Genomic DNA, 25,485 nt, shown 5'->3' on the forward strand with positions numbered 1-25,485 from the left:
TGTCAGCTATCAAACACGGGTCGCGGTCCGGAACGTGTCGCACCGAGTGGTTGTTGACGCGCGAGGACACAGGTATTTTTGCGCCAATTCCAGTTGCCATCATTCGTGGGTATTTATGCTGCGTGTAATTATTGCCGACGATCACCCCATTGTGCGCATCGGGCAACGGGTGGTGATTGAGGCGGGCGGTAGATGCAAAGTGGTCGGTGAGGCCGACGGTCCCGATGAGTTACTCCGGTTGTTGAGTACGGTGGCGTGTGACGTGCTGGTGACTGACTTCGCCATGCCGGGTGGTCAGCAGGCGGACGGCTACGGGTTGCTGGGATTGTTGCGACGCCAGTACCCTAATTTGCCGGTGATTCTGGTCACCATGTTTGCCAATGTGGCGACGTTGCGTGCTTCCTTTGCCCATGGGGCACGGGCGATTGTCGCCAAGAGCGCCTCGGCCAGGGAGCTGCCCACCGCCATCGGTACAGTGATCAAGGGCGAGACATTTGTCAGTGAATGCCTGCGGGCCCAGTTGGTGGAGGCGGGCACCGGAGATCAACTGCAACAGCCGCAGTTATCCAGCAAGGAACGCGAAGTGGTGAGGATGCTGGCCAGCGGCATGACCGTCAGCCAGATTGCGGCCCGGGTCAATCGCAGTATTTCCACGATCAGCAAGCAGAAAAGCACCGCCATGAGCCGGCTGTGCATTTCCACCGACGTGGATCTGTTTGCCTATGCCCGCAGCTGCGGCATGGTGCCGTAGCGCCGGGTGGGTCATTCCCGGTGTAAATGGCGATAGAGTTTTACCGGCGCCCGGACTATCTTGGACGGCTTAAAACCCCTGGTTTGGAACCTGCCCATGAGCGACGCACACAACGCCCTGATCACCGAGTTCTACAGCGCCTTCCAGCGGCTGGATGCCGAGGCCATGGCGGCCTGCTACACCGAGGATGTGCTGTTCAGCGACCCGGCTTTCGGTGAATTGCGCGGGCGTGACGCCGGCGATATGTGGCGCATGCTCACTACCCGGGCCAAGGATTTTTCCCTGACGTTCGACCATGTACGCAGCGATGAAACGACCGGCAGCGCGCACTGGGTCGCGACTTACCTGTTCAGCGCCACCGGCAATACGGTGGTCAACGATATCGGCGCGCGGTTCGTGTTTCGCGATGGCAAGATCTGCGAACACCACGACCACTTCGACCTGTGGCGCTGGTCGCGTCAGGCCCTGGGCCTCAAGGGCCTGTTGCTGGGCTGGTCGCCGGCGCTGAAAAACGCCGTGCGTGCCCAGGCACTCAAAGGCCTCAGGGCATTTCAGGCCGGTCGTTGATAAGCTTGGCGCTCTTCTGGTTTGCCGAATCGACCCGTGACTGATCCTTCTGAACCCAAACCCTGGTTTGTGTACCTGGTACGCGCCGCCAATGGCGCGTTGTATTGCGGCATCAGCAATGACCCGGTGCGTCGTTTTGCCTCTCATCAGAGCGGCAAGGGCGCACGGTTTTTCCTGTCCAGCCCGGCGGTCGCGCTGGTGTACACGGAGCAATGCGCGAGCAAAGGCGAGGCGTTGCGTCAGGAACGCTTGATCAAGAAGTTGAAGAAAAGCGCCAAGGAGTGCCTGGCGGCGAGTGGCTCATTGATTTGATTGATGGGTTGCCATCGTCCCCACGCGCGGTGTTGCAGGCTAAGCTAGTGGCTCACTTCGCCAACGGAGCCGGGCATGTCCGAGCTGATCCTGCACCACTACCCGCAGTCCCCATTCGCTGAAAAAGCCCGCCTGTTGCTGGGCTTCAAGGGCTTGTCCTGGCACTCGGTGCATATCTCGCCGGTGATGCCCAAGCCTGACCTGACCGCCCTCACCGGCGGCTATCGCAAGACCCCGGTGTTGCAAGTCGGCGCCGATATCTACTGCGACACCGCGTTGATCGCCCGGCGCCTGGAGCAGGATAAAGCGGCACCGGCGCTGTTTCCCCAAGGCCTGGAACTGGTCACCCAAGGCTTCGCGGCCTGGGCGGATTCGGTGGTGTTTTCCCATGCCGTAGCGCTGGTGTTCCAGCCCGAATCCCTGGCGGTCAAATTTGCCAAGGTACCGCCGGAGCTGCTTCAGGTGCTGGTGGCTGACCGCAGCAAACTGTTCAGCGATGGCACGGCAGCCCGTGTGCAACTCGATCAGGCCAAGCACCAATGGCCGGTCATCATCGGCCGCATTGATCAGCAATTGCAGCACGCGCCTGGGGATTTCCTGTTCGGCGAACCTTCGATTGCCGACTTTGCCCTGGCGCACCCGCTGTGGTTCCTCAAAGGCTCTTCGGTGACGGCGCCGCTGGTGGACGCCTATCCCGCCGTAGTCGCCTGGCTTGACCGCGTGCTGAGCTTCGGCCATGGCACTGCTACCCAGATGAGCGCCGAGCAAGCCCTGGACGTGGCGCGCAATGCCACACCGGCGGCGCTGCCCGAAGCGCTGTTCGAGGACTTGAACGGCTTCAAGCCCGGCCAGCAGGTGAGCATCTCGGCCACTGACTACGGCACCGACCCGGTCGTGGGTGAGCTGTTGTTTGCCGGGCGCGAAGAACTGATCCTGCGCCGCACCGATGAACGCGCCGGCACCGTGCATGTGCATTTCCCACGCTGGGGGTTCCGCATTCAGGCGCAATAAATAAAAATATTTGCCAACAAAGGTGAGGTAAATCGCCCGCCCATCCGTGTAGTGCTTGAAACTGCGATCTATTCGCATTAATGGCATTTTCTACACGGGTTCTCACAGCATGAAGTCGACGGCGGGCGGTTTGGTTAAACAGTGGCTGGGAGCCTCGGTATTGGCGGTGTCGGGGCTGGCGTTGCTGCCCCTCGGCGTGGCGCAGGCGCAGGAGCAGCAAAGCGCCCAGTTCACCTTTGCCCTGGCAGCCAAGCCGCTGCCCCAGGCCCTGAGCGATTTCAGCCGGGTCACCGGGATCAGCGTGATCTACACCGATGAAGCGCCTTACGGCCTCAGTGCCCCGGCGGTCAGCGGGCAAATGAGTGCCAACCAGGCCCTGCAACGTCTGCTGGGCAACTCCGGCTTCACGTTCCGCCAGATCGACGCCCGCACCTTGGCCCTGGAACCGGTGCCCACCGATGGCGCGCTCAACCTCGGCGCGACCACCATCAGCGGCGTCGGCCAAACCGAGGACAGCACCAGCTACCAGCCCCCGCCCACCAGCTCGGTGATGCGCTCCCGTGCTTTGCTGCTGGAAACCCCGCAAACCGTCAACGTGGTCCCCGCCCAAGTGCTGCGCGACCAGACCCCGCGCAACCTGGATGATGCCCTGGCCAACATCAGCGGCATCACCCAGGCCAATACCCTGGCCAGCACCCAGGACGCGGTGATGCTGCGCGGTTTTGGCGACAACCGTAACGGTTCGATCATGCGCGATGGCATGCCGGTGGTGCAGGGCCGGGCGTTGAATTCAACCGCAGAACGGGTCGAAGTGCTCAAGGGCCCGTCGTCGCTGCTGTATGGCATCCAGGACCCGGGCGGCGTAGTCAATATCGTCAGCAAAAAGCCGCAACTGACCCAGGCCACGTCCCTGACCGTGCGCGGCTCGACCTTCGGCGACGGCAAGAACGGCAGTGGCGGCAACCTCGACACCACCGGCCCCATCGGGGATTCGGGCCTGGCGTATCGCCTGATCGTCGACCATGAAGACGAAGACTACTGGCGCAACTTCGGCACTCACCGCGAGTCACTGGTGGCGCCGTCCCTGGCCTGGTATGGCGATTCAACCAAGTTATTGTTCGCCTACGAACACCGCGAATTTCTCTCGCCGTTCGACCGCGGCACGGCCATCGACAAGTCCAACCACCCATTGGACATCCCGGCCACTCGCCGTCTGGATGAGCCGTTCAACAACATGGAAGGCCGTTCCGACCTGTACCGCTTTGAAGCCGACCACGACTTGAACGACGACTGGAAAGCCCATTTCGGCTACAGCTGGAACCGTGAGACCTACGACGCCAGCCAGGTGCGCGTCAGCGCGGTGAGCACCAACGGCACCCTGACCCGCAAGATGGACGGCACCCAGGGCGCGATCACCACTGACCGCTTCACCACGGCGAGCCTGGAAGGCAAGGTCAATGTACTGGGCATGCAGCATGACCTGGTGTTCGGCCTGGACGACGAGTACCGCAAGATCTACCGCGCCGACCTGATTCGCCAGAACTCGCGCGGCACCTTCAACTACAACAACCCGGTGTACGGCAACGAAGTCGCGGGCACCAGCGTCAGTGCCGCCGACAGCGCCCAGACCGACCTGTTGCGCAGCGACTCGCTGTTCTTCCAGGACGCGATTCACCTGACCGACCAGTGGATCTTCGTGGCCGGTGCGCGCTATCAGATGTATGACCAGTACGCCGGCAAGGGCGTGCCGTTCAAGGCCAACACCGACGGCAACGGCCAGGCCTGGGTGCCGCGTGCCGGCCTGGTGTATCGCTACACCGATGAGCTGTCGTTCTACGGCAGCTACACCGAGTCGTTCAAACCCAACTCCACCATCGCCCCTTTGCTCGATGGCAGCACGCTGACCGGTGACCTCACGCCTGAGGAATCCAAGTCGTGGGAGTTGGGCGCCAAGCTCGATATCCCGGGGCGCATCACCGCCAGTGCCGCGTTGTTCACTATCGACAAGCGCAATGTGCTGGTGTCGGTGGGCTCCGGTGCGAACACCGTCTACAGCATCGCGGGGCAAGTACGTTCCCGTGGCCTGGAACTGGACGCCACCGGCCAATTGACCGACAAGTGGAGCCTGATCGGCAGCTACGCCTTTACCGATGCCGAAGACATCAAGGACAACAACCCGGCGCTTGAAGGCAACCGCCTGCAAAACGTGGCCAGGCACACCGGTTCGCTGTCGGTCGCGTACGACTTCGGCAACATTTTCGGCGGCGATCAGTTGCGTGTCGGCACCGGTGCGCGGTATGTCGGCGAGCGCGCAGGCGACGCCGCAAACGACTTCAACCTGCCGGGCTACACCGTGGCGGATGCCTTCGCCACCTACGACACCAGGATCGACGGGCAGAAGGTCAAATTCCAGGTCAACGTGAAGAACCTGTTCGACCGCGTCTACTACACCTCGGCGGCCAGCCGCTTGTTTGTGTCCATGGGCGATGCGCGGCAGGTGTCGGTGTCCAGCACCCTGGAGTTCTAAACCCCGGCGGGTTCCCTGTGGTGAGCGGGCTTGCCCCGCGTTGGGCTGCGAAGCGGCCCCAAAACAGGTTCTGCGGTGTTCCTGAAAAAACACGGCGGCATTAGTAAGGGCGGCTTCGCCACCCAGCGCGGGGCGAGCCCGCTCGCCACAAAGGTACGGAGCTGTTAGCGTTGCGGCCATTAATGGCTTTGCGGAACACAGTACCGATGCACTTTGGACGATGGCTACACCTGCTGTGCCTGAGCGTTTTACTGGGCGGCTGCGCGAGTGTTTCGCAGCCTTCCACGCCTTCAACACTGGATCACCTGCTGGCCGATCCGGCCCTCGATGGCGCCACGGTTTCCGTCATGGTGCGCGACGCCCGCAGCGGCAGCACCCTCTATCAACACAATCCGCGCACACGCCTGATCCCGGCCTCCAACCTCAAGTTGCTCACCACCGCTGCGGCGATGGATGTGCTGGGGCCGCAATACCGCTTCTCCACCCAACTGTTGAGCGACGGCACCCGGCAAGGTGAACGTCTTGCCGGCAACCTGTACCTGCGCGGCCTCGGCGACCCGACCACGCAGTTCGCCGATTACCAGGCATTGGCCGCCCAGTTGGCCAGCCAGGGCGTGCGCCAGGTGCAAGGCGACCTGGTGTTCGATGACACGTGGTTCGACGCCGAGCGCCTGGGCGTGGATTGGGCCCAGGACGACGAAAGTACCTACTACGGCGCGCAGATTTCGGCGCTGACGGTGTCGCCGAATGCGGATTTTGACGCGGGCACCTTGCTCGTTACGGCGAAGGCTCCCGTCGCACTGGGCCAGCCAGTGAGCGTGGTGGTGAGCCCGTCCACCGACTACGTGCAACTAAGCAACCGCGCTGTCAGTGGCCCCGGCAACAGCTACGGCATCACCCGCCAGCACGGCACCAACCTGCTGCAACTCACCGGCGCGCTCGCACCGGGCAAGCAAAGCCGGCAATGGGTGAGTGTGTGGGAACCGACGCAACTGGTGGCCAATCTGTTTGAGCAGGCCTTGGCGCAGCAGGGCATCCACGTGCTGGGCCGGCGCGTGATCGGTGGCACCAGCCCCGCGACGGCGACGGTGTTGGCGGAGCATCAATCGGCGCCGTTGCAGGGCTTGATCACGCCGCTGCTCAAGCTCTCGAACAACAACATGTCCGAAGCCTTGCTCAAGGCCATGGGCCGCAAAACCGCCAATGCCGGCACGGCGGCCGCGGGCGTGGCAGCGGTGACAGCCTTTATGCAGCGTCAGGGCCTGGACCCGGCGACGTTGAATCAGGTGGACGGTTCGGGTCTATCGCGACGTAATCTGGTGTCGTCACAGAATCTGACCGATCTGTTGTTGGCCACTTCCAAACAACCCTGGTTCGACGCCTGGTACAACGCCTTGCCGATTGCCGGCAATGCCGACCGTATGACCGGCGGCAGCCTGCGATATCGCCTGCGCGGGACGGCTGCCCAAAACAACCTGCACGCCAAGACCGGCTCCATGGCCGGCGTATCATCGTTGAGCGGCTATATCACCGATGCCGACGGACGGCGCCTGGTATTTTCGATGATCAGCAATAACTACGTCAGCGACGCAGCCCCTATCCGCGCCCTCGAAAATCGCCTGGCGCTGGCGCTGTCCCAGTGGCACGACTAGCTCAGGGCTGGTAGCCCATCCGCCAACTCACGGCCCGGGTCGCCGCCAGCAAGCGCTGCGCCGCCGGGCCATCTTCGTCGGCGTGGAACAGCGAGGTGGGACCGACCACGGTCATCACCGCCGCCACTTGCCCGACCGCGTTGAACACCGGCGCCGACAACGCATCCACCCCCGGCATCAGCAGGCCATGCACAAAGTGCAGGCCGCGCTGGCGGATCTGTTCACAGGCCGTGGCGTAGGCCTGGTCGTTGGCGAGGGCATGGGCGGTACCGGCCTGAATTTCACGCTCACGCAACTCGACGGTTTCCCGCGACGGCAGGAAGGCACTGAACACCAGGCCGGTGGATGAACTGAGCAGCGGTAACACCGAACCCAATTGCGTCACCACCGTCACGGCGCGCACGGCCGGTTCGATCTGTACCACGGTTGCGCCCTGGTTGCCCCATACCGCCAGAAAGCAGGTTTCATTCAAATCGTCGCGCAGCTCTGCCAGGGGCATCGCGCCGACTTTCAGCACGTCCATGCTACCCAGCGCGGCCAGGCCAACACGCAATGCTTCGCGCCCCAGGCCGTAATGGTTGGTGGCGGTGTTCTGTTCGGCAAAACCTGAGGCGATCAGCGCCTGTAAATAACGGTGCACCTTGCTCGCCGGCATCTGCACATGGTCGGCCAGCCGCGACAACGACGTGGAGGGCGACAGTTCGGCCAGGGCCTTGAGGATGTCGGTGCCCACTTCGGCCGAGCGGACTTTCTGTTTACCGGTGTCGCGGGGCTTTTCCATGGAGAGGCGAGAATCCGAGAGATGAATGGGCGTCTTTATAGCTTGACGGTCGACAGTGATCAAATTACGTTATGCGTAACTGGATTACGATAAAAACAACTTCCGCATAGAGGATGATCCATGAACCTCGAATACCTGTCGGGCTTCGGCAATGAATTCGCCAGCGAAGCCTTGCTCGGCGCCTTGCCGGTCGGGCAGAACTCCCCGCAAAAAGCGCCCTACGGGCTGTATACCGAACTGTTTTCCGGCACCGCCTTCACCATGGTGCGCAGCGAAGCCCGCCGCACCTGGCTGTACCGCATCCAACCGTCGGCCAATCACCCGGCGTTTATCAAGCTGGAGCGGCAGTTGGCCGGTGGCCCTTTGGGCGCAGTGACGCCCAATCGCCTGCGCTGGAACCCGTTGGATATTCCGACTGAGCCGACGGACTTTATCGACGGCCTGGTCGGCATGGTGGCCAACGCCGTGTCGGAAAAACCCTCGGGCATCAGCATCTATAACTACTGCGCTAATCGCTCCATGGACCGTGTGTTCTTCAATGCCGACGGCGAACTGTTGATCGTGCCCGAGCAGGGCCGCCTGCGCATCGCCACCGAATTGGGCGTGCTGGACGTCGAGCCGCTGGACATTGCGGTGTTGCCCCGTGGCCTCAAATTTCGCGTTGAACTGCTGGATGCACAAGCGCGCGGTTACGTCGCCGAAAACCATGGCGCACCGCTGCGCCTGCCGGACCTGGGGCCTATCGGCAGCAACGGCCTGGCCAATCCGCGTGACTTCCTCACCCCGGTGGCCCACTACGAAGACCTCAAGCAACCGACCACGCTGGTGCAGAAATTCCTCGGTGAACTGTGGGCCTGCGAGCTGGACCATTCACCGCTGAACGTGGTGGCCTGGCACGGCAACAACGTGCCGTACAAATACGACCTGCGCCGTTTCAACACCATTGGCACGGTAAGTTTCGATCACCCCGACCCGTCGATCTTCACTGTATTGACCTCGCCCACCAGCACTCATGGCCTGGCCAACCTCGACTTCGTGATATTCCCGCCGCGCTGGATGGTGGCCGAGAACACCTTCCGTCCGCCGTGGTTCCACCGCAACCTGATGAACGAATACATGGGCTTGATCCAGGGCGCCTACGACGCCAAGGCCGAAGGCTTCCTGCCCGGCGGCGCGTCGCTGCACAGCTGCATGAGCGCCCACGGCCCGGACGGCGAGACCTGCACCAAAGCCATCAACGTGGACCTGGCGCCGCACAAGATCGACAACACCATGGCCTTCATGTTCGAGACCAGCCAAGTGCTGCGTCCGACCCAGTTCGCCCTGGAGTGCCCGCAACTGCAACCTTCTTATGACGCGTGCTGGGCCTCGCTGCCCGCCACCTTCAACCCGAACCGGAGATAACCCATGACGCAGCCAACCCTTACCCGCAGCTGGGTAGCCTCCGCCAACGGTCACCGCGATTTCCCCCTGCAAAACCTGCCGCTGGGGGTGTTCAGCATCAATGGCTCGGCCCCGCGCAGCGGCGTCGCGATTGGCGACGCGATCCTCGACCTGCACGCCGCCCTGGATGAGTTTGAAGGCGAGGCCCGCCAAGCCGTTGAATCCACCGTGGGCGGCCAGTTGAACGCCTTTTTCGAGCTGGGCCGTGGCCCGCGCGTGGCCTTGCGCGAGCGCCTGCTGGAACTGCTGGCGGAGGGCAGCAAACTGCAAACCCGTGAAGCGCAGGTGCTGCACCGCGCCGCCGATTGCCAGATGCACCTGCCGGCGAAGATCAACGACTACACCGACTTCTACGTCGGCATCGAGCACGCGCAGAACGTCGGCAAACTGTTCCGCCCGGATAACCCGCTGCTGCCGAACTACAAGTACGTCCCGATCGGTTATCACGGCCGCGCCTCGACCATTCGCACCTCGGGTGCCGAGGTACGTCGCCCCAAAGGCCAGACCTTGCCGGCCGGCCAGACTGAGCCGAGCTTCGGCCCCTGCGCACGCCTGGACTATGAGCTGGAACTGGGCATCTGGATCGGCCAGGGCAATGCCATGGGCGACTCGATTGCCATTGGCGATGCGGCCGAGCATATCGCCGGTTTCTGCCTGCTCAATGACTGGTCGGCGCGGGACATCCAGGCCTGGGAATACCAGCCGCTGGGGCCGTTCCTGTCGAAGAGCTTCATCACCACCATTTCACCGTGGGTGGTCACGGCCGAAGCCCTGGAACCGTTCCGCAAAGCACAACCAGCGCGGCCCGAAGGCGATCCGCAACCGCTGCCGTACCTGCTGGATAAACGCGATCAGGCGGCCGGCGCCTTCGATATAGAACTGGAAGTACTGCTCACCACGGCGTCGATGCGCGAGCAAAACCTGCCGGCCCATCGTCTGGCCCTGAGCAACAGCCTGCATATGTACTGGACCGTCGCGCAGTTGGTGGCGCACCACAGCGTCAACGGCTGCCAATTGCAGGCCGGCGACCTGTTCGGTTCGGGCACCTTGTCCGGCCCTGAGGCAGGGCAGTTCGGCAGCCTGCTGGAGATGACCGAGGGCGGTAAGAAGGTCATCGAACTGCCTTCCGGCGAAGTGCGCAGGTTCCTTGAAGACGGTGATGAAGTCATTCTGCGCGCCCGTTGCAACCGTGAAGGCTTTGCCTCCATCGGCTTCGGCGAATGCCGTGGCACCGTGGTCGCGGCGCGCTAGGAGGGCTGGGCGATGGAACTCTATACCTACTACCGTTCAACGGCGTCATACCGGGTGCGCATCGCCCTCGCGCTCAAGGGCCTGGATTTCACTGCGGTGCCCGTCAACCTGCTGGTGCCGGCGGGTGGCGCCAATCGCCAGCCCGAATACCTGGCCATCAACCCCCAAGGTCGCGTCCCGGCCTTGCGCACCGATGAGAGCGAGTTGCTGATTCAGTCCGCGGCGATCATTGAATATCTGGACGAACGTTATCCACAGGCGCCGCTGCTTTCCAAGGACATGGTCACCCGTGCCCATGAACGCGCGGTGGCGTCGATCATCGGCTGCGATATTCACCCGTTGCACAATTCCAGCACCCAGAACCTGCTGCGTCAGTGGGGGCATGATGAAGTGCAGGTGCTGGAGTGGATCGGGCATTGGATCAGCCTGGGGCTGGGTGCGGTGGAGCAGTTGATTGGCGATAAGGGTTATTGCTTTGGCGAGCAGCCGGGGATGGCGGACGCATTCCTGATTCCCCAGTTGTATGCGGCGGAGCGCTTCAAGGTGCCATTGGCGGCTTACCCGCGCATCGGCAGGGTGGCGGCGTTGGCGGCGCAGCATCCGGCATTCGTCCAGGCCCATCCTGCCAGCCAACCCGATACGCCTTGAATGATCGTTCCCTCGCGCGGGAACAATAAAAACCTTGATGTTCCTGTTTGCCGGCACCTTCGCCATCGGCATGGCCTGGTTTTACCGATCGATTGAAGAGCAAATTGTCCTGTGGCAAGTCCGCTCGCCACAGGACAATTTGCTGCTGAAAAGTCGTGGGTTCAATGCACCACGAAGTTGGGCGGCAGGTGCCCCAGCCGCTCAGTCAGGCGTAGGCGTTGGATCGGGTCTTCGCTGAGCATCAGCGCGTGTTCGAGGTCGAAGCGCTCGGCGTTGGGGCAGTCCAGGCGCTGATACAAGCTGGCCCGCGCGAGGTAATCGGCAGCGCTGGCATTGCCCAGTTCCAGCACGCGCTCGGCGTCGATCAACGCGGCCAAAGGGTTGTCATTGGCCAGGTGCAACTGGCGCAGGTTGCGGGACAGCCGTTGCAGGATCGAACGGGGTTCGGCGGTGTGCAGGTGGTCGACCTGCAACTTGAGGTTGGGGCCGTACTGGCGTTGCAGCAGCTCGCGGCAATCGTTGGGGTACAGGCGTCGCCCGCCGCAGGGGTCCAGCAGGTGATCGGCACCGGGCACCCGCAACAGGAAGTGGCCGGGGAAGTTGACGCCGACCATGGGGATCCCCAGGCGTCGAGCCAGCTCCATGGCAATCAACCCCAGGGCCAGGGGCTGCCCGCGTTTGCGTTGCAACACCTTGTCCAGCAGGGCGGCGGCGGGGCGCAGCGGGGTGAAGTCATCCTGGGCGAAGCCGAGGTCATTCATGCGTCGCAGCAAGGGCTGCCCCAGTTCGTCCGCCGGCAGCAGGGGCATGCCCTGGTTGACCTGTTGCTCGAGCAATTTCAGGTCCTGCATGATCAACGCCGGTAGCACCGCCGGGTCATGCTCGGCGGCAATCCACAGCGCGGCTTCAAACAGCGCGGGGGGCGAACGTTCCAGGCAGGCGAAAAAGGCTTGGCGGGGATTCATTGCTTTCTCCGGCAGATGCCCCGTTTTAGCCTTGCTGGGAAATTTCGTCCAGTGTCTTGAGAGATATCCTACGTGCTTATGTCGCAGGACCTGCAAAACCGAGCGGCTTATTCCAGCGCACTTCGGCAGTTTTCTGCCGCAAGCCTATACTTGGCGACACAAGAAGTGATTCGGGAGCTCGACGATGTTTGCTCTCATGCACAGCACCCGCCTTGAATCGCTGCACCTGAGCATCGACCCGGTGACGGGGTTGAAGGCGGTCATAGCCATCCACAACAGCCGCCTGGGCCCAGCCCTGGGTGGTTGTCGCTACCTTGCTTACCCCGACGATGAAAGCGCCGTGGCGGACGCCGCGCGCCTGGCCCAAGGCATGAGCTACAAGGCCGCCCTGGCCGGGTTGCCGGTGGGTGGCGGTACGGCGGTGATCCTGCGCCCCGCCCATGTGGAAAACCGTGCGGCACTGTTTGAAGCCTTCGGTCGTTGCATCGAGCAACTCGACGGTCGCTACATCACCGCCACCGACAGCGGCACCTCGGTCGCCGACATGGACTGCATCGCTCAACACACCCGTTTCGTTACCAGCACCACCGCCGCCGGGGACCCTTCGCCCCATGCCGCAATGGGCGTGTTCGCCGGTATCCGCACCACCGCCATGGCCCGTCTGGGCAGTGACAACCTCGAAGGCTTGCGCGTGGCCATCCAGGGCCTGGGCAACGTGGGCTTCGCCCTGGCCGAACAACTGCACGCCGCCGGCGCCGAACTGCTGGTCAGCGACATCGATCACGGCAAGGTGCAACTGGCCATGGAACAGCTCGGCGCGCACCCGATCGCCAACGACGCCTTGCTCAGCACCCCGTGCGACATCCTCGCACCCTGCGGCCTGGGCGCCGTGTTCAACCGCCAGAGCGTCGGCCAGCTACGCTGCGCCGCCGTGGCCGGTTCCGCCAGTGCGCAACTGACCAACCTGCAAGTGGCCGACCAACTCGAAGGCCGCGGCATCCTCTACGCCCCGGACTACGTGATCAACTCCGGTGGCCTGATCTACGTCGCCCTCAAGCACAGCGGCGCCGAACTGCCGACCATCACCGCGCACCTGTCCAACATCGGCACGCGCCTGACCGAAATCTTCGCCCACGCCCAGGCCGAAAAACGCTCCCCGGCACGGGTCGCGGACGAACTGGCCGAGCGTTTGCTCTACAAATAGGCCAGGCATTAAAAAGGCCCTGAATCATGGACTCAGGGCCTGTTCAATTCGGACTTTATTCCGCCGGTGCGTTCAGCAGCTCGGACAACGCGTCCGGTTGGCTCTTGAACGCCTTGGCAAACACATCGCGATTCTTCGCCATGTAGATCCCCGCTTCTTCCACCTGCTGCTCGCTCAGGGACGGCACGGCTTTTTGCAACACTTCTGCGAGCAACTCAGCGAGTTCAAGCATCTTGTCATGACGGTCAGCTTCGGCTTTATCCATGAACAAACGCTCCAGATCTCGGCTGCTGCGGTATACCACTTCGACGGCCATTCACCACCTCACATGCCTTCACGATAGTTGTCTTTTGCGACTACTGTATTTATATACAGCTAAAAGGGTAAGCCAAACTGTGGGGTTTGGGTAGCAGTTTTTTAATGTAGCCGGGAAATAGGGGTTTGCTACACCGGAAATTTCTGACAACTTGCCGGGGTTGCGCTGGAATTGTCCGGTGGCTTACTTTCACCGGGCGCTGCAAATGCAGCTAGCGGGCTTGGCGGCCCAACAAGGAAGCGCAACAACACCCCTATAAGACTGCAGGCGTTTTTTGCATTTGCATTCTTGTGTCATGGCGGGTTGCGCATGGACCCTTCGGGGTGCCGGGTTGTTCCTTACCGGTCCGCCAACCTTGTGCAATCCGTCACCCAACCTGCTTGGCGGCAGGCGGTGATGGTTTCTTAACTAAGGAACTAATCTATGAAAAAAATCACTCCCAACCCCCCGTCCACCGATTCGACGCTATTCAGCGTCACGCCTGAAGCTGACACAGAAACCTTACTGGCTAACGCCAGCGAAACCCTGAACAGCGCCCGTGAAATGGCTAATATGCTGGCATTCGACCTTGAAGGTCCGCAGCGAAGTCTGGTATTGGCCATTCACCAATTGGTTGAGATTGGCGGTCTGTTAGTCGACCAAGCGCTAGAGAAAGTCGCACCAGTTTGATGCCAAGCCCTCTGACCGTTCCTACGTTTATGGGAACGGTCAAAAAATAGTCACAAATGGCTTCGATTTTTCCTGTTACTCACTTCATCGCTCGGAGCACGACAGTAAAAACTCCAGCGACTAGACTCCTTCTTCATCGACAACGGAGGCTTTTATGGACACTTCCTTTTCCTCAGGTATCCCCGCAGATACCGAAGAGCAGGCCGACAGCTATGACCGCTGGTTTCGCGCCAAGGTACAGGCCGCTCTTGATGATCCAAGCCCTGGCATTCCTCATGATGAAGTGATGGCAGAGATGCGCGCGTTAATCGAATCCAAACGCAAGAAAGGCGATGCTGATTGAGTGGGCTCCCGCAGCGCGGGTGCAACTCCGGCAAATTACTGATTACATCAGCGACCGCAATCCAGTTGCTGCGCTTGAGCTAAACCAAGCAATAGAAGCCTCCGTGCTGGCTCTTTCTCGTAGGCCCCATCTTTACCGCCCTGGGCGTGTCATCGGCACGCGAGAGATGGTGGTACACCCGAATTATCTGGTCGTTTATAAGGTGACAGACAACATTCGGGTCATCTCGGTTTTACACGCCCGCCAGCGATATCCTTGAAAAATCCGCTTCTCGGATTGGCAAAGTATCTACTCTGCTCATCCTCCCACGTGTCTCATGTCACCCCGCCATCATCTTATACCCGCCTCTGGCCTTTTTTCTGCATGCAGAACAACCGTCACGTCCAACCCGCATTATCCGGTCGAACCGACCTAAGGAAGCACCATCGTGAAATTTAATTGGGCCGAAAAGCTGCGCCATCAAGTCCATGGGCTGGCCGAGTCCCTGGGTAACCTGTTTGTCGAGTCGTTCCACTACCTGGCGTTGTTCGCCATCGGTGCGGTGACCGCCTGGGCAGCGGTGATGGAATTTCTGGGGATGCTGGAGAATGGACACATCAAGATCGATGACATCTTGCTGCTGTTCATCTACCTGGAATTGGGCGCGATGGTCGGGATTTATTTCAAGACCAACCACATGCCGGTGCGCTTCCTGATCTACGTGGCGATCACCGCGCTGACGCGTCTGTTGATCTCCAACGTGTCTCACCACAACCCGCCCGACCTCGGCATCATCTACCTGTGCGGCGGGATTCTGCTGTTGGCGTTTGCGATTCTGGTGGTGCGTTACGCGTCGTCGGCGTTCCCGTCGGTGAAGGTCGAAGGCCCGCGTCGCAAGGGCGAGGCGAGCCTGGAAACCGAGAAGGGTGAGCTTTAAAGCCCGACGCTGAAGGGAAGGGCGCGGGCCGGTGGCCGCTGCAACAATTTGTGGCTGTCGCCGTCCGTCATCACCGTCAGGATCTCCATGGCGCTGTGGCCCTGCTCGATGGCAATGCCGAATTGAATGCTTTGCACCAGGCGTTTGAGCCGTTGCGGGTCGTTGCGTTGTTCGGCGCTGATCATGCGTTTGGCCACTACACCCGTCTCATCCGAGAGGGTGAGCATGATGCTTCCGTCGAGCCGTTGGATGCTCAGGTTGACGCGGTATTTTGGGGTGAAGGTGTCGGTGATGATCTGAAAAGGATTGTCCATGGTGCGTTACCGCCTGATAAGAACATGCAGTCATTGACGACCGGTGTCGTGATTAGTTCGCGTTGCCTGACCACCGGCCACTCCGTCGCTGAGGTTGTACAAATTCCGTTTACCTCATGAGCTGTACAGCAAAGGGCGTGCCGTACAGCGATCTGTCAAACAATGAGCGCCTTATGTGGGAGGGGGCTTGCTCCCGATAGCGGTGCATCAGTCAATGAATACTTGGCTGATTCACCGCTATCGGGAGCAAGCCCCCTCCCACATGGGTTCTATGTTGTTATTGAGATCGGTGATCCGTTTCAGGGCAACACGGAAAAAACGATCGCTGACAGCGCAATCAGCACTCCACCCAGCTGACCGCCAGGCCGCCCCGTGACGTTTCTTTGTATTTGTCATGCATGTCGGCGCCGGTATCGCGCATGGTGCGGATCACCCGGTCGAGGGAAATGAAGTGCTTGCCGTCGCCGCGCAGGGCCATTTGCGTGGCGTTGATGGCCTTGACCGCGGCGATGGCATTGCGCTCGATGCACGGCACTTGCACCAGGCCGCCGACTGGGTCGCAGGTCAGGCCGAGGTTGTGTTCCAGGCCGATTTCGGCGGCGTTTTCCAGTTGTTCGGGGCTGGCGCCGAGGATGTCGGCCAAGCCGGCGGCGGCCATGGCGCAGGCTGACCCGACTTCGCCCTGGCAGCCGACTTCGGCACCGGAGATTGAGGCGTTTTTCTTACACAGAATGCCGACGGCTGCGGCGGCCAGGAAGAAATTGACCACATCGTCGTCGGACGCGTCGGCGTTGAACTTCATGTAGTAATGCAGCACCGCCGGGATGATCCCCGCCGCGCCATTGGTCGGCGCGGTGACCATGCGACCGCCCGCGGCATTTTCTTCGTTGACGGCGAGGGCAAACAGGTTGACCCATTCCATGGCCGACAAGGTCGAGGTGATCACATTGGGTTTGCCGATTTCCAGCAGGCTGCGGTGCAGTTTTGCTGCGCGGCGGGGCACGTCCAGGCCACCTGGGAGGATGCCTTCGTCACGCAGGCCTTGTTCCACGCATTCGCGCATCACCGACCAGATATGCAGCAGGCCGCTGCGGATCTGTTCATCGCTGCGCCATGCGCGCTCGTTGGCCATCATCAATTCGGAAACCCGCAGGCCATGCTTGTTGCACAGGGCCAGCAGTTCGACGGCGCTGGAGAACTCGTAAGGCAATTGCACATCGCCGGTCGGTGCAATGCCCGAAGCGGCTTCAGCGGCGTCGATGATGAAACCGCCACCCACCGAATAATAGGTTTGCTCACTCAGCAGGCCGTTGTCGCCGTAGGCCAGCAGGGACATGGCGTTGGGGTGGTAGGGCAGGCTTTCGTCCAGCAGTAGGAGGTCGCTTTGCCAGTTGAAGGCAATTTCATGCTTGCCGGCCAGTAACAAGCGACCGGACTCGCGCAGTTGCTGGATACGCGGGTTGATCGAGGTGGGATCGACCTGATCCGGCCATTCGCCCATCAGGCCCATGACACAGGCGCGGTCGGTGGCGTGGCCGACACCGGTGGCGGACAGCGAGCCATACAGGCGCACTTCGACGCGGCGCGTTTCACCCAGCCATTGCTGGTCGCTCAGGGCTTGGACGAAGGTCGCCGCCGCGCGCATGGGGCCGACGGTATGGGAGCTGGAAGGGCCGATGCCCACCTTGAATAGATCGAAAACACTGATAGCCATGCTAAAGCCTTACAAGCAATGGAGTAGGAATCGCTGCCATGTTTTGTAGGACGAGCGCAGTTGGCTTGATACTGAGCCTCTGGATCAGCACTGACCAACGAATTATCCTAAGATACCCTTTAGCAGGACTAAACCCTATGGCTCGCCCTCTCAATGGCCAGACTTATGTCTGGCTGCACGTGTTTTCCTGCGCTGCACGGCATTTGTCGTTCACCCGCTGCGCCGAAGAACTGCACATCACACCGGGGGCGGTGAGCCAACAAATCCGCCAGTTGGAGGAGCGTCTTGGGTTTCGGCTGTTTCATCGACGAGCGCGGGGGGTGGAGCTGAGTGCCGAGGGCCAGCGCCTGGCGGCAACGGTGGGGGAGGCTTATGGCAGCATCGACGCCGAGTTGCAGCGCCTGGACGCGGGGATGATCAGCGGCACCTTGCGCCTGCGCTCGATCCCGTCGTTCCTGGGCAAGTGGCTGACTCCGCGTTTACCGCGCTTGCAGCAGCGCTTCCCGGATATCCAACTGCGTATGGTTGCCGAGGACAGCAGCATCGCCCTGCACGAAGGTGACTTCGACCTGGCCATCGACCTCAATGACGGCAGCTACCCCGGGTTGTTATCCACAGCCCTGTTGGATGAGCAGATTTTCCCGGTGTGCGCGCCGAGCCTGTTGCGAGGGCGGCCGCCGTTGCACGGCCCAGCCGACCTCGTGCATTTCCCGCTGCTGCACGACATTACCGCCTGGCGTGGGAGTTATGAGTATGCGGAGTGGGAGTTCTATCTGAATGCCATCGGCTACCACGACGCAGACGTACGCCGTGGCCACACCTTCAACCGCAACCACCTGACCATCGAGGCCGCGATTGCCGGTATGGGCGTCGCCATCGCGCGGCGGACGTTGCTGAACGATGAGCTGGAACGCGGCACCTTGATCGTGCCGTTCGGCCTCGCGGTGCCCAACCACAAACGCTATGTGCTGCTGTATGCGCCGGGCGCGCTGAGCCATCCGGGCGTGCGCGCGGTGCATGACTGGCTGGTAGAGGAAGCAGGGATTTTTCGCGCCTTGCACCCGCTGGGAGAGGGGCAATTGTGAGGATCGCAGGGCGTAAGAAGATGTAACTAACTCCCCACCCTAACAGCGTTTTTGCTTGTCGTCAGGGTTAATTTGTAATGTAGGATTTATCTTTGCAAAGGGGTTGAAATGTTTCTCTGGCTGCTCAATTGTGTAATCAAGAGGTCATGGTTTCACCACCCCGGTGTTGCAGTTTGTGACCTCCCGCGAGCTAGCTGAAATAAGGGAAGAACTATGCAAATCCAAGTCAATAGCGATAACCATATTGAAAGCAGCATCCGACTGGAGGAGTGGGTACGTACTACCATTGAGAGCACGCTCGAACGTTATGAAGAAGACCTGACCCGAGTGGAGGTCTACCTGCGGGATGAGAACGGCGACAAGCCCGGTCCCCACGATTTAAGTTGCCGCCTGGAAGCGCGGCCTAAAGGCCATCAAGCGCTTTCGGTGTCCGCCAAGGGCGATACCCTCGAACAGGCGATTGACAGTGCGGCCACCAAGCTCGATCACGCGTTGGAACATCTGTTTGGCAGACTGCAAGGCAAGCCCCGCGCTGCCGCGAAAAACCAGCCAATCAACAAAGTGAACGAAGACGCGCTGGAACAGGAATTCCTGGAAAACGAAAACGCTGTCATCAACGGCTAACTTTTCTCACCCCCTGCAAACGGGCCTGCATCTGCAGGCCCGTTTTCGTTTAGCGGCCGCGTCGGAAAAAATACCGGCTCAACAGCGCCAACCCGCCAGCACCCAACCCGGCAAACAGCATCGCCCAACCGGCGCCGTGGCGCAGTGCCGCCTGGGCGTCGTTGACTGTCAGCCCCATCGACTCGAGTTTTCCTGCGGCAATGTTTTGACTGATAACCGGCCAATCCATTGCCGTGGTGGCGGGCAGCACCTCGGCCAGTTGATGGCTGATCCCCAGCAACAGCACCCACCCCATCAGGGCAATGTTGAGCGCCAGGGTGATCAGCCGCGCACTGAGGTCGATGCCTGAGGCCATGCCCGCGCGGTCCGCCGACACCGAACCAGTGGTGGTGTTGGTGGTGGGCGAGTTGGTCAGCGCCAGGCCTACGCCGGCGATCACGCAACTGAGCAGCACCAGCTCGATACGTGGGTGCTCGGCGCCGTTGACGGCGGCCATGATCAGAAAGCCCGCGCCCATCAGGCCCAGGCCGAGAGGGATGATGCGTTCGGCGCCATAGCGCAGGGCCAGGCGCTCGGCCAGCGGCGGCACCAGCAAGGTCGGCAGGGTGTAGGCGAGCAACGCGGCGCCGGTGGTCAAGGTGTCGTAACCCAGGCCCGCCTGAAAGTACAACGGCAGGTAGATCATGAACGGCCAGAAGCTGAAGTTCATGCCGATCGAACCCATCAACGCGCCGTTGAAACGCTGGATGCGGAACACCGAGAAGTCGAACATCGGGTGCGCACTGCGAAGCTCGACCGTGATGAACAGCAGCAAGCCGAGCACCGACAACGCCGCCCAACCGAGCATGGCCGGTGTGCCGAAGCCGTGCTCGCTGCCTTGGGTGATGAAGTACACCAGGGCAAACACCGACACGGTCAAGGTGAGCATGCCGGCGATGTCTAGGCGACGGGCGGCCGGGTCACGGGACTCCTGCACGCTGATGCGCAGCAGCACCAGGGTGAACAGGGTGAGCGGCACGTGCACGAGGAACACCCAGCGCCAATCCGTCACCGTCAGGATCAATGCGCCGATCATCGGTCCGAAGCCCAGGCCCACGCCGGCAATCACCCCCCATATTGCAAACGCCCGTGCCCGCGCTACCGGTTCGCTGAACAGGTGCGACAGGATGGCGAACTGGCAAATCATCATCGCTCCGGCACCGATGCCCTGGACAAACCGCGCGGTGATCAACAGCGAGGCATCCTCGGCCAGCCCACAGGCCAGCGAGGCCAGGCCAAACACCCACAGGCACAACACCAGCATGCGGCGACGACCAAAGCGATCCGCCAATGTGCCCGCTGCCATCAGCACGCAGGTGCAGGCGAGGGTGTAGGCGTTCATGATCCATTGGGCGTCCTGGAAGCCCGTGCCCAACTCTCGCTCGAGCGTCGGCAGGATCACCGGGACGCTGGAAATCTCCAGGCCGAACATCAGGGCGACGAGGCACACGGCAGTGAGGGCCAGCCCATCCCTGGCGGTACGCGGGCGGCTGGCGGCGGTTAATGTGGCAGCGGGTGGCATGGGATTCTCCTGTGGATGGGTATCGGGGTATTTTCAGGGGAACAGGGTTCGTTATTCGTGATAAGTTTTCTGTTCATAGGGGAATCAAGGGCGACAATAGAGCCATGGCCACACCGCGTTTTGATGGCGTTGAGCTGTTTCTGCACATCGTCGAAAGCGGCAACCTGACTGAGGCCGCCGAACGGCTGAACCTCACACGCTCTGCGGTTGGCAAGGGCCTGGCGCGATTGGAGGCACGCCTGGGCACGTGCCTGCTGCAGCGCTCCACCCGCCGCCAGCGTCTGACCGAGGACGGCCAGGCGTACTACGAGCATTGCCTGCGGGCGTTGGCGGAACTCGAGGCTGCCGAGTCAGTGCTGGAAAGCGGCCGGCAACAGCCACGCGGACGTTTGCGGGCCAGCCTGCCACTGGCGTTCGGGCACCACTACGCGGCCCCGGCATTGTGGGGATTGATGGCGCGTTATCCGGAACTGGAGATCGAGATCAGCTTCGCCGATCGGCTGGTGGACCTGGCACAGGAAGGCTTCGACGTCGCCGTGCGAATCGGCCCGCTGCCCGACACCGACCGCCTCAGTGCTCGTCGCCTGGGCGAGCAGGCCATGGGACTGGCGGCGTCACCGGCGTACTTGCAGCGCGTCGGGCCGATTGAATGCATTGAAGACCTTGCCGACCACCGCGGCATCGCCTATCGCAGTACCACCCCGCAGCGCAATCGCGTGGCCTCGCCGTTAATGATGGACGACCTCCAGGCCGTGGCCGATGCCGCCATCGCGGGCGTCGGCCTGGCCTGGTTACCGAGTTGGTTGATTGCGCATTACGTGCTGCGTGGGCAGTTGGTCGCGGTGTTGCCCGACTATCGCGACCAACCTGCGCCCATCCATGTGATCTGGCCCACGGCTACGCATATGCCGGCCAAGACACGCTGTGCAATCGATGCGTTGGTCGCGGCCACCCCCAGTTGCCTGGCGGGCAGTTAGAACGCGATGGAGGTCTGCACGTACACCGTACGCGGTTCACCAACGTATTTGCCCTTGTTGTTATCGTCGAACGAGCGCGTGAAGTACTGCTTGTTGAAGATGTTCTTCACGCCGACCGCCACGTTCAGATCCGACAGTTGCGGGCCGAAATCATAGGCCGCGCGGCTGCTGAACAGCATGTAGCCGGGGATTCGACCGTTGGCGCCGTCAGCACTTTCTGCCTGAGTGTTGGCGTTGTCGGCGAACTGGCTGCTCTGATAGCTGCTGTCCACATTGAGTTTCCAGCGCCCTTCGGTGTAACCCACGCCAAGGGTGCCCTTGTGCTTGGACGAGAAGGGCACGCGGTTGCCTTTGTTCGGGCCGTCTTCTCGGATGGTGGCGTCGACATAGGCGTAGGTGGCGTACACATCGAAACCGGCCAACGCCGGGCTCAAACCATCGAGGGCGTAGTTGACGCTGGTTTCAATACCCTGGTGGCGCGTCTCGCCGCGGGCGATCACCGAATCGTTGGTCTGGTTGCTTTCATACTGGTTGTCGAAGTTGATCAGGAACGCGCCGATCTCTGCGCGCAAGGTGCCGTCGTCATAGCGGGTACCCAGTTCCCAAGTGCGGGCTTTTTCCGGTTTCACTTCACCGCTGGTCACACGGTTGGGCATCTGGCTGTACTGCACGCTGCCGAATGAACCTTCGGTGTTGGCGTACAGGTTCCAGTCGTCGGTCAGGTGATAGAGCACGTTCAACGCCGGCAGCGCGGTGTTGTAGTCGCCTTTGTATTTGACGTTGGTCAGGTTGTTGCTCTGCTGGGACTCGATCATCTCGTAGCGGATGCCCGGGGTGATGGTCCATTTGCCGATATCAATCCGGTCATCGACGAAGAACGCATTGGCTTCGGTGCCGCCGCGGGTGTCGCGGTCATTGCGGCTGTCGGTGCTGGGGATTTGCTGGTTATTGGCGGAAATCGGCGTGCGGTAGCGCAACTCGTGGCCGGCTTCGTTGATGTAGCGGTAGCCGACGCCCACTTCATGGCTGGTCGGACCGAGGTCGAAGCCTTGGGCGAAACGGGTTTCCACGCCGCGCACCCAGTATTCACGCGGGGACAGCGACAGGAAGGTGCCCTGGTCCAGGTAGCCACTGCGCAGGGTCTTGGTGAAGAAGCTGTTGACGGTGAATTCGCGGCGGTCCTGCTCGTAGCGATAGCCGACGTTGAACATCGTACGGCGGCCCCAGAATTTGTCGTAGGGACGGGTGGACTGATACGGATCGGCCTTGTAGTCCGCGACGTTCAAGCCCCCAGGCATATCGGCCTGGCCTTCGTAGTACTGCGCCATGGCGTTGAAGCTGTTGGCGTCGTCGAGCTGGTATTTGCCTTTGAGGATCAGGTCGTCGATGCGCGTGTTGCTGTTTTCGCGCCAGTCGCCGCCACGGGTGCCGGAATACAAAATCGCGCCGCCCAGGCCATTCTCGGCAGTGCCGCCGGCCAGCAGGTTGCCGGTGGTCTTGAAGCCGTCATGGCTGGAAGACGGGCTGGTTTCGGTCTGCAAGCCACCTTTGACGGTAGGCGCATCCGGGATCGCACGGGTCACGAAGTTGACCACGCCGCCAACGTTCTGCGGGCCGTAGCGCACCGCGCCGCCGCCACGTACCACGTCCACGGCGTCCATGTTGCCCATGCTGATCGGCGCGAAGGACAACTGCGGTTGGCCGTACGGCGCGAAGGGCACCGGGATGCCGTCCATCAGCACCGTTGAGCGCGATGCCAGGCGCGGGTTGAGGCCGCGAATGCCGAAGTTCAGCGCCATATCGTGGCTGCCGGTGCCGTTATTGTCCGGGGCGTTGACGCCGGGGATGCGATTGAGCACGTCCTTGGCCTGGGTAGCGCCCTGGCGTTCGAACTCTTCGCGGCGGATCACGTCACGGGCGCCGGGGTGTTCGAATATATTGGTTTGTGCCGCATCGCCGAGCCAGTCGCCGACCACGCTAGAGGTCGCCAACTCGACAGTCGCCGGCGCTGTTGCCGGTTGCAGGCTGTAGGCATTGTCGCCCTCGGCGCGGGCTTGCAGGCCGGTGCCTTCCAGCAACTTTTGCAGGCCCTCGGCAGCGCTGTAGTTGCCGGACAAACCACGACTCTGCATGCCCGCGGTGACCTCGGAACCGAAGGAAATCAACACGCCGGCTTCGCGGCCAAACTGGTTCAGGGCTGCTTCCAGCGAGCTTGGCGCGATGTGATACGGCTTGGCATCGGCCGCCATCACGCCAGGCAGTACGGTGAAGCTGAGGCTGGCGCCCAGTAGCAGTTGGCGCAAGGTGCGGGCGAGGAGGGTGGGTTGCTGGGGCATGAAGGGCGGTCCTGAGAAGGAAGGATCAAGGTGGCTTTCCTTCTCTGTCACGCGAGGTGCGGAAAACGGCTCACGGTGGCTGAAAATAATTTACGCACGGGCTTGGACGGTCACCCAATAGCGGGTAAAGCGCCGCACTTTTACCGGCAGGCTGACTTCCAGCAGGTCGAGAATGCGTTCGCTGTCGTCCAGCGGGTAGCTGCCGGACAGCAGCAGGTTGGCGACTTGCGGGTCGCAATTGACCTGGCCCCGGCGATAGCGGCCCAGTTCGGCGAGGAAATCTTCCAGGCGCATATGCGCGGCCACCAGCATGCCGTCTGCCCAGGCGCCGCTGTTGGCGTCGGTAGGGCGCGGGGTGTCCCAGCCCTTGCGGGTGAAATTGACTTGGCGCGCCGCTTCGACCGTCAGTGGCAGGCCGCTGTAGCTGTTGGGCATCACGTCGACGCGGCCGTCGAAGACCGCCAGTTGGGTGTGGTCGTTGAACTGGCGCACATTCAGGCGCGCCGCCTGGCTGCTGAGCAGGCCCTGGCCGGTCAGCACCTGCAGCGGCGCGTTGTCGGCAATGCCGGTGAGCAGGATCTCGCCTTCGAGCAGACGGATCAGCCGTTGCCGGCCGTCGAAATGCACATCCACGGCGCTGCCGGTATTGAGCTGCAACTGGCTGCCGTCGGCCAATTGCACCTTGCGCCGTTGCCCGACCGGGCTGCGGTAGTCGGCGCTCAGCGGCGGCAGGATATGTTGCTGGCGCAGGCTCCAGGCGGCGGCCGAACCAGCGCCGAGGATCAGCAACAACTTCAGGGCCTGGCGCCGGCTGCTGGACTTAGGTGCGTTCAACGCCGCGTGGGCGAGGGGCGAGGGCATGCCGCGCAGGCGTTGGTTGACGCGCTGGATATGGTCCCAGGCGCGCTGGTGTTCGCTGTGGGCATTCAGCCATTGCTGCCAGGCCGCTTGCTGGCGTGGGGTGAGCGCGCCTTGCTGCATTTCCATCAGCCAGTGCACGGCCTGTTCGGCAACCTGGGTCGAGACATTCATAGGGCGAAGTAGCAGCGCAGGGCGGCTTTCTGCAGGTGGCGTTTGACGGTGGCGATGGAGATGCCCAGTTCGGCGCCGATCTGCGCATACGTCAGCCCGTCGAGTTGGGCCAGCAGGAACGCGCGTTTGACCAGGGTGGGCAAGCCGTCAAGCAATTGGTCCAGCTCGACCAGGGTTTGCAGGATGATCGCGCGTTCTTCTTCCGATGGCGCTACCTGTTCAGGCATCTGCGCCAATGCGTCGAGGTAGGCGCGCTCCAGGTCCTGGCGGCGGTAGAAGTTGAACAGCACGCGCTTGGCGACCGTGGTGAGGAAGGCGCGGGGCTCGATCAGCGTCGGCGCTTCCCGTGCGGTCAGGACCCGGATGAAGGTGTCCTGCGCCAGGTCCGCAGCGCTTTCCGGGCAGCCGAGCTTGCGTCGCAACCAGCCGGTGAGCCAGTGGTGATGGTCGTTGTAAAGCACTTCGACAGTGTTGGACGGCTGCAAC

General features: G+C 61.9%; 26 protein-coding genes. 17 read left to right on the top strand and 9 right to left on the bottom strand.

What is annotated here, in order from left to right; translation table 11 throughout:
* Nucleotides 1-115 precede the first annotated feature (115 nt).
* From M2397_RS01760 to dacB, 6 genes are all read left to right on the top strand, one after another.
* The gene (locus tag M2397_RS01760; protein ID WP_131698327.1) at nucleotides 116-751 is read left to right on the top strand and encodes a response regulator transcription factor; all 636 of its coding nucleotides are present in this window, start codon (nucleotides 116-118) and stop codon (nucleotides 749-751) included.
* 96 nt (nucleotides 752-847) lie between these two features.
* Nucleotides 848-1,318 (top strand): nuclear transport factor 2 family protein, encoded by a 471-nt coding sequence (locus M2397_RS01765; protein ID WP_065938610.1) that lies wholly within the window; start codon nucleotides 848-850, stop codon nucleotides 1,316-1,318.
* A 36-nt stretch (nucleotides 1,319-1,354) separates the two neighbouring features.
* A complete protein-coding gene (locus M2397_RS01770) occupies nucleotides 1,355-1,630 on the top strand; it encodes a GIY-YIG nuclease family protein (RefSeq protein WP_090409144.1) in 276 nt (91 codons plus the stop codon).
* A gap of 75 nt (nucleotides 1,631-1,705) precedes the next feature.
* Entirely contained in the window at nucleotides 1,706-2,641 is a 936-nt protein-coding gene (locus M2397_RS01775; protein ID WP_131698326.1) for a glutathione S-transferase family protein, read from the top strand.
* Between the two features lie 109 nt (nucleotides 2,642-2,750).
* Nucleotides 2,751-5,168 carry a TonB-dependent receptor gene (locus M2397_RS01780; RefSeq protein WP_167654763.1) on the top strand — a complete coding sequence of 806 codons (2,418 nt, stop codon included), beginning with the start codon at nucleotides 2,751-2,753 and terminating at the stop codon, nucleotides 5,166-5,168.
* A gap of 206 nt (nucleotides 5,169-5,374) precedes the next feature.
* Nucleotides 5,375-6,820, top strand: a complete 1,446-nt coding sequence (dacB, locus tag M2397_RS01785) for a D-alanyl-D-alanine carboxypeptidase/D-alanyl-D-alanine-endopeptidase (RefSeq protein WP_259242184.1) — start codon at nucleotides 5,375-5,377, stop codon at nucleotides 6,818-6,820.
* 1 nt (nucleotide 6,821) lies between these two features.
* Here dacB and M2397_RS01790 read toward each other — a convergent pair whose 3' ends face one another.
* Nucleotides 6,822-7,601, bottom strand: coding sequence for an IclR family transcriptional regulator (locus tag M2397_RS01790; protein ID WP_131698323.1), 780 nt, complete (start codon nucleotides 7,599-7,601; stop codon nucleotides 6,822-6,824).
* Nucleotides 7,602-7,721: 120 nt separating this feature from the next.
* Between M2397_RS01790 and hmgA the strand changes: the two genes are divergently transcribed.
* From hmgA to maiA, 3 genes are read left to right on the top strand one after another with little or no spacing between them, the layout of a single operon-like run.
* Nucleotides 7,722-9,005: a homogentisate 1,2-dioxygenase gene (hmgA, locus tag M2397_RS01795; protein ID WP_167654765.1), complete on the top strand. Its 1,284-nt coding sequence runs from the start codon at nucleotides 7,722-7,724 to the stop codon at nucleotides 9,003-9,005.
* A 3-nt stretch (nucleotides 9,006-9,008) separates the two neighbouring features.
* Complete coding sequence (fahA, locus tag M2397_RS01800; RefSeq protein WP_167654766.1) at nucleotides 9,009-10,295, top strand: fumarylacetoacetase; 1,287 nt, start codon at nucleotides 9,009-9,011, stop codon at nucleotides 10,293-10,295.
* Between the two features lie 12 nt (nucleotides 10,296-10,307).
* The gene (gene maiA / locus M2397_RS01805; RefSeq protein WP_259242185.1) at nucleotides 10,308-10,943 is read left to right on the top strand and encodes a maleylacetoacetate isomerase; all 636 of its coding nucleotides are present in this window, start codon (nucleotides 10,308-10,310) and stop codon (nucleotides 10,941-10,943) included.
* A gap of 161 nt (nucleotides 10,944-11,104) precedes the next feature.
* Here the strand turns inward: maiA and M2397_RS01810 are convergent, their stop codons facing one another.
* Nucleotides 11,105-11,908 (bottom strand): SirB1 family protein, encoded by an 804-nt coding sequence (locus M2397_RS01810; RefSeq protein WP_131698319.1) that lies wholly within the window; start codon nucleotides 11,906-11,908, stop codon nucleotides 11,105-11,107.
* A 184-nt stretch (nucleotides 11,909-12,092) separates the two neighbouring features.
* Between M2397_RS01810 and M2397_RS01815 the strand changes: the two genes are divergently transcribed.
* Nucleotides 12,093-13,112, top strand: coding sequence for a Glu/Leu/Phe/Val dehydrogenase dimerization domain-containing protein (locus M2397_RS01815; RefSeq protein ID WP_027604689.1), 1,020 nt, complete (start codon nucleotides 12,093-12,095; stop codon nucleotides 13,110-13,112).
* Nucleotides 13,113-13,167: 55 nt separating this feature from the next.
* Here the strand turns inward: M2397_RS01815 and M2397_RS01820 are convergent, their stop codons facing one another.
* Nucleotides 13,168-13,428, bottom strand: coding sequence for a YebG family protein (locus tag M2397_RS01820; protein ID WP_012722374.1), 261 nt, complete (start codon nucleotides 13,426-13,428; stop codon nucleotides 13,168-13,170).
* A gap of 423 nt (nucleotides 13,429-13,851) precedes the next feature.
* Between M2397_RS01820 and M2397_RS01825 the strand changes: the two genes are divergently transcribed.
* From M2397_RS01825 to M2397_RS01840, 4 genes are all read left to right on the top strand, one after another.
* On the top strand, nucleotides 13,852-14,097 hold the full coding sequence (locus M2397_RS01825) for a DUF6124 family protein (protein ID WP_065924200.1): 246 nt from the start codon (nucleotides 13,852-13,854) through the stop codon (nucleotides 14,095-14,097).
* A gap of 154 nt (nucleotides 14,098-14,251) precedes the next feature.
* Nucleotides 14,252-14,440, top strand: a complete 189-nt coding sequence (locus tag M2397_RS01830; protein WP_115487608.1) for an antitoxin — start codon at nucleotides 14,252-14,254, stop codon at nucleotides 14,438-14,440.
* On the top strand, nucleotides 14,430-14,699 hold the full coding sequence (locus M2397_RS01835) for a type II toxin-antitoxin system RelE/ParE family toxin (RefSeq protein ID WP_145335240.1): 270 nt from the start codon (nucleotides 14,430-14,432) through the stop codon (nucleotides 14,697-14,699). Before M2397_RS01830 ends, M2397_RS01835 begins: the two co-directional genes overlap by 11 nt.
* Nucleotides 14,700-14,867: 168 nt before the next feature.
* Nucleotides 14,868-15,356 (top strand): phosphate-starvation-inducible protein PsiE, encoded by a 489-nt coding sequence (locus M2397_RS01840; RefSeq protein WP_027604688.1) that lies wholly within the window; start codon nucleotides 14,868-14,870, stop codon nucleotides 15,354-15,356.
* On the opposite strand, the gene M2397_RS01845 is transcribed toward M2397_RS01840, so the two are convergent.
* Both M2397_RS01845 and M2397_RS01850 read right to left on the bottom strand, forming a co-directional pair.
* Nucleotides 15,353-15,670, bottom strand: coding sequence for a DUF3509 domain-containing protein (locus tag M2397_RS01845; RefSeq protein WP_131698318.1), 318 nt, complete (start codon nucleotides 15,668-15,670; stop codon nucleotides 15,353-15,355). The two genes, M2397_RS01840 and M2397_RS01845, sit on opposite strands and share 4 nt — an antisense overlap.
* 337 nt (nucleotides 15,671-16,007) lie before the next feature.
* Nucleotides 16,008-17,384, bottom strand: a complete 1,377-nt coding sequence (locus M2397_RS01850; protein WP_184744581.1) for an L-serine ammonia-lyase — start codon at nucleotides 17,382-17,384, stop codon at nucleotides 16,008-16,010.
* Between the two features lie 137 nt (nucleotides 17,385-17,521).
* Between M2397_RS01850 and M2397_RS01855 the strand changes: the two genes are divergently transcribed.
* Both M2397_RS01855 and M2397_RS01860 read left to right on the top strand, forming a co-directional pair.
* On the top strand, nucleotides 17,522-18,469 hold the full coding sequence (locus tag M2397_RS01855; RefSeq protein ID WP_131698316.1) for a LysR substrate-binding domain-containing protein: 948 nt from the start codon (nucleotides 17,522-17,524) through the stop codon (nucleotides 18,467-18,469).
* Nucleotides 18,470-18,682: 213 nt separating this feature from the next.
* Nucleotides 18,683-19,093 (top strand): HPF/RaiA family ribosome-associated protein, encoded by a 411-nt coding sequence (locus tag M2397_RS01860; RefSeq protein ID WP_131698315.1) that lies wholly within the window; start codon nucleotides 18,683-18,685, stop codon nucleotides 19,091-19,093.
* A 49-nt stretch (nucleotides 19,094-19,142) separates the two neighbouring features.
* On the opposite strand, the gene M2397_RS01865 is transcribed toward M2397_RS01860, so the two are convergent.
* Entirely contained in the window at nucleotides 19,143-20,654 is a 1,512-nt protein-coding gene (locus M2397_RS01865; RefSeq protein WP_184744579.1) for an MFS transporter, read from the bottom strand.
* A 104-nt stretch (nucleotides 20,655-20,758) separates the two neighbouring features.
* Between M2397_RS01865 and M2397_RS01870 the strand changes: the two genes are divergently transcribed.
* A complete protein-coding gene (locus tag M2397_RS01870) occupies nucleotides 20,759-21,631 on the top strand; it encodes a LysR family transcriptional regulator (RefSeq protein WP_184744577.1) in 873 nt (290 codons plus the stop codon).
* Here the strand turns inward: M2397_RS01870 and fecA are convergent.
* The 3 genes from fecA to M2397_RS01885 all read right to left on the bottom strand — a co-directional run bounded on the left by fecA (nucleotide 21,628) and on the right by M2397_RS01885 (nucleotide 25,484).
* Nucleotides 21,628-23,967 (bottom strand): TonB-dependent Fe(3+) dicitrate receptor FecA, encoded by a 2,340-nt coding sequence (fecA, locus tag M2397_RS01875; protein WP_184744575.1) that lies wholly within the window; start codon nucleotides 23,965-23,967, stop codon nucleotides 21,628-21,630. The genes M2397_RS01870 and fecA overlap by 4 nt on opposite strands.
* Before the next feature lie 90 nt (nucleotides 23,968-24,057).
* On the bottom strand, nucleotides 24,058-24,999 hold the full coding sequence (locus M2397_RS01880; protein WP_184744573.1) for a FecR domain-containing protein: 942 nt from the start codon (nucleotides 24,997-24,999) through the stop codon (nucleotides 24,058-24,060).
* Nucleotides 24,996-25,484, bottom strand: coding sequence for a sigma-70 family RNA polymerase sigma factor (locus tag M2397_RS01885; RefSeq protein WP_131698310.1), 489 nt, complete (start codon nucleotides 25,482-25,484; stop codon nucleotides 24,996-24,998). Before M2397_RS01885 ends, M2397_RS01880 begins: the two co-directional genes overlap by 4 nt.
* Nucleotide 25,485 lies beyond the last annotated feature (1 nt).

Origin of the sequence: Pseudomonas sp. BIGb0381 (genome assembly GCF_024809815.1) — a bacterium.
GTDB lineage: Bacteria > Pseudomonadota > Gammaproteobacteria > Pseudomonadales > Pseudomonadaceae > Aquipseudomonas.

What these genes read in the sequence shown, in the direction of transcription:
- M2397_RS01790 (WP_131698323.1), bottom strand. Translation starts at nt 7,601, where the DNA reads ATGGAAAAGCCCCGCGACACCGGTAAACAGAAAGTCCGCTCGGCCGAA.
- M2397_RS01865 (WP_184744579.1), bottom strand. Translation starts at nt 20,654, where the DNA reads ATGCCACCCGCTGCCACATTAACCGCCGCCAGCCGCCCGCGTACCGCC.
- fahA (WP_167654766.1), top strand. Translation starts at nt 9,009, where the DNA reads ATGACGCAGCCAACCCTTACCCGCAGCTGGGTAGCCTCCGCCAACGGT.
- M2397_RS01765 (WP_065938610.1), top strand. Translation starts at nt 848, where the DNA reads ATGAGCGACGCACACAACGCCCTGATCACCGAGTTCTACAGCGCCTTC.
- M2397_RS01775 (WP_131698326.1), top strand. Translation starts at nt 1,706, where the DNA reads ATGTCCGAGCTGATCCTGCACCACTACCCGCAGTCCCCATTCGCTGAA.
- maiA (WP_259242185.1), top strand. Translation starts at nt 10,308, where the DNA reads ATGGAACTCTATACCTACTACCGTTCAACGGCGTCATACCGGGTGCGC.
- hmgA (WP_167654765.1), top strand. Translation starts at nt 7,722, where the DNA reads ATGAACCTCGAATACCTGTCGGGCTTCGGCAATGAATTCGCCAGCGAA.
- dacB (WP_259242184.1), top strand. Translation starts at nt 5,375, where the DNA reads ATGCACTTTGGACGATGGCTACACCTGCTGTGCCTGAGCGTTTTACTG.
- M2397_RS01825 (WP_065924200.1), top strand. Translation starts at nt 13,852, where the DNA reads ATGAAAAAAATCACTCCCAACCCCCCGTCCACCGATTCGACGCTATTC.
- M2397_RS01835 (WP_145335240.1), top strand. Translation starts at nt 14,430, where the DNA reads ATGCTGATTGAGTGGGCTCCCGCAGCGCGGGTGCAACTCCGGCAAATT.
- M2397_RS01880 (WP_184744573.1), bottom strand. Translation starts at nt 24,999, where the DNA reads ATGAATGTCTCGACCCAGGTTGCCGAACAGGCCGTGCACTGGCTGATG.
- M2397_RS01830 (WP_115487608.1), top strand. Translation starts at nt 14,252, where the DNA reads ATGGACACTTCCTTTTCCTCAGGTATCCCCGCAGATACCGAAGAGCAG.
- fecA (WP_184744575.1), bottom strand. Translation starts at nt 23,967, where the DNA reads ATGCCCCAGCAACCCACCCTCCTCGCCCGCACCTTGCGCCAACTGCTA.
- M2397_RS01855 (WP_131698316.1), top strand. Translation starts at nt 17,522, where the DNA reads ATGGCTCGCCCTCTCAATGGCCAGACTTATGTCTGGCTGCACGTGTTT.
- M2397_RS01845 (WP_131698318.1), bottom strand. Translation starts at nt 15,670, where the DNA reads ATGGACAATCCTTTTCAGATCATCACCGACACCTTCACCCCAAAATAC.
- M2397_RS01760 (WP_131698327.1), top strand. Translation starts at nt 116, where the DNA reads ATGCTGCGTGTAATTATTGCCGACGATCACCCCATTGTGCGCATCGGG.
- M2397_RS01820 (WP_012722374.1), bottom strand. Translation starts at nt 13,428, where the DNA reads ATGGCCGTCGAAGTGGTATACCGCAGCAGCCGAGATCTGGAGCGTTTG.
- M2397_RS01780 (WP_167654763.1), top strand. Translation starts at nt 2,751, where the DNA reads ATGAAGTCGACGGCGGGCGGTTTGGTTAAACAGTGGCTGGGAGCCTCG.
- M2397_RS01850 (WP_184744581.1), bottom strand. Translation starts at nt 17,384, where the DNA reads ATGGCTATCAGTGTTTTCGATCTATTCAAGGTGGGCATCGGCCCTTCC.
- M2397_RS01815 (WP_027604689.1), top strand. Translation starts at nt 12,093, where the DNA reads ATGTTTGCTCTCATGCACAGCACCCGCCTTGAATCGCTGCACCTGAGC.
- M2397_RS01860 (WP_131698315.1), top strand. Translation starts at nt 18,683, where the DNA reads ATGCAAATCCAAGTCAATAGCGATAACCATATTGAAAGCAGCATCCGA.
- M2397_RS01810 (WP_131698319.1), bottom strand. Translation starts at nt 11,908, where the DNA reads ATGAATCCCCGCCAAGCCTTTTTCGCCTGCCTGGAACGTTCGCCCCCC.
- M2397_RS01870 (WP_184744577.1), top strand. Translation starts at nt 20,759, where the DNA reads ATGGCCACACCGCGTTTTGATGGCGTTGAGCTGTTTCTGCACATCGTC.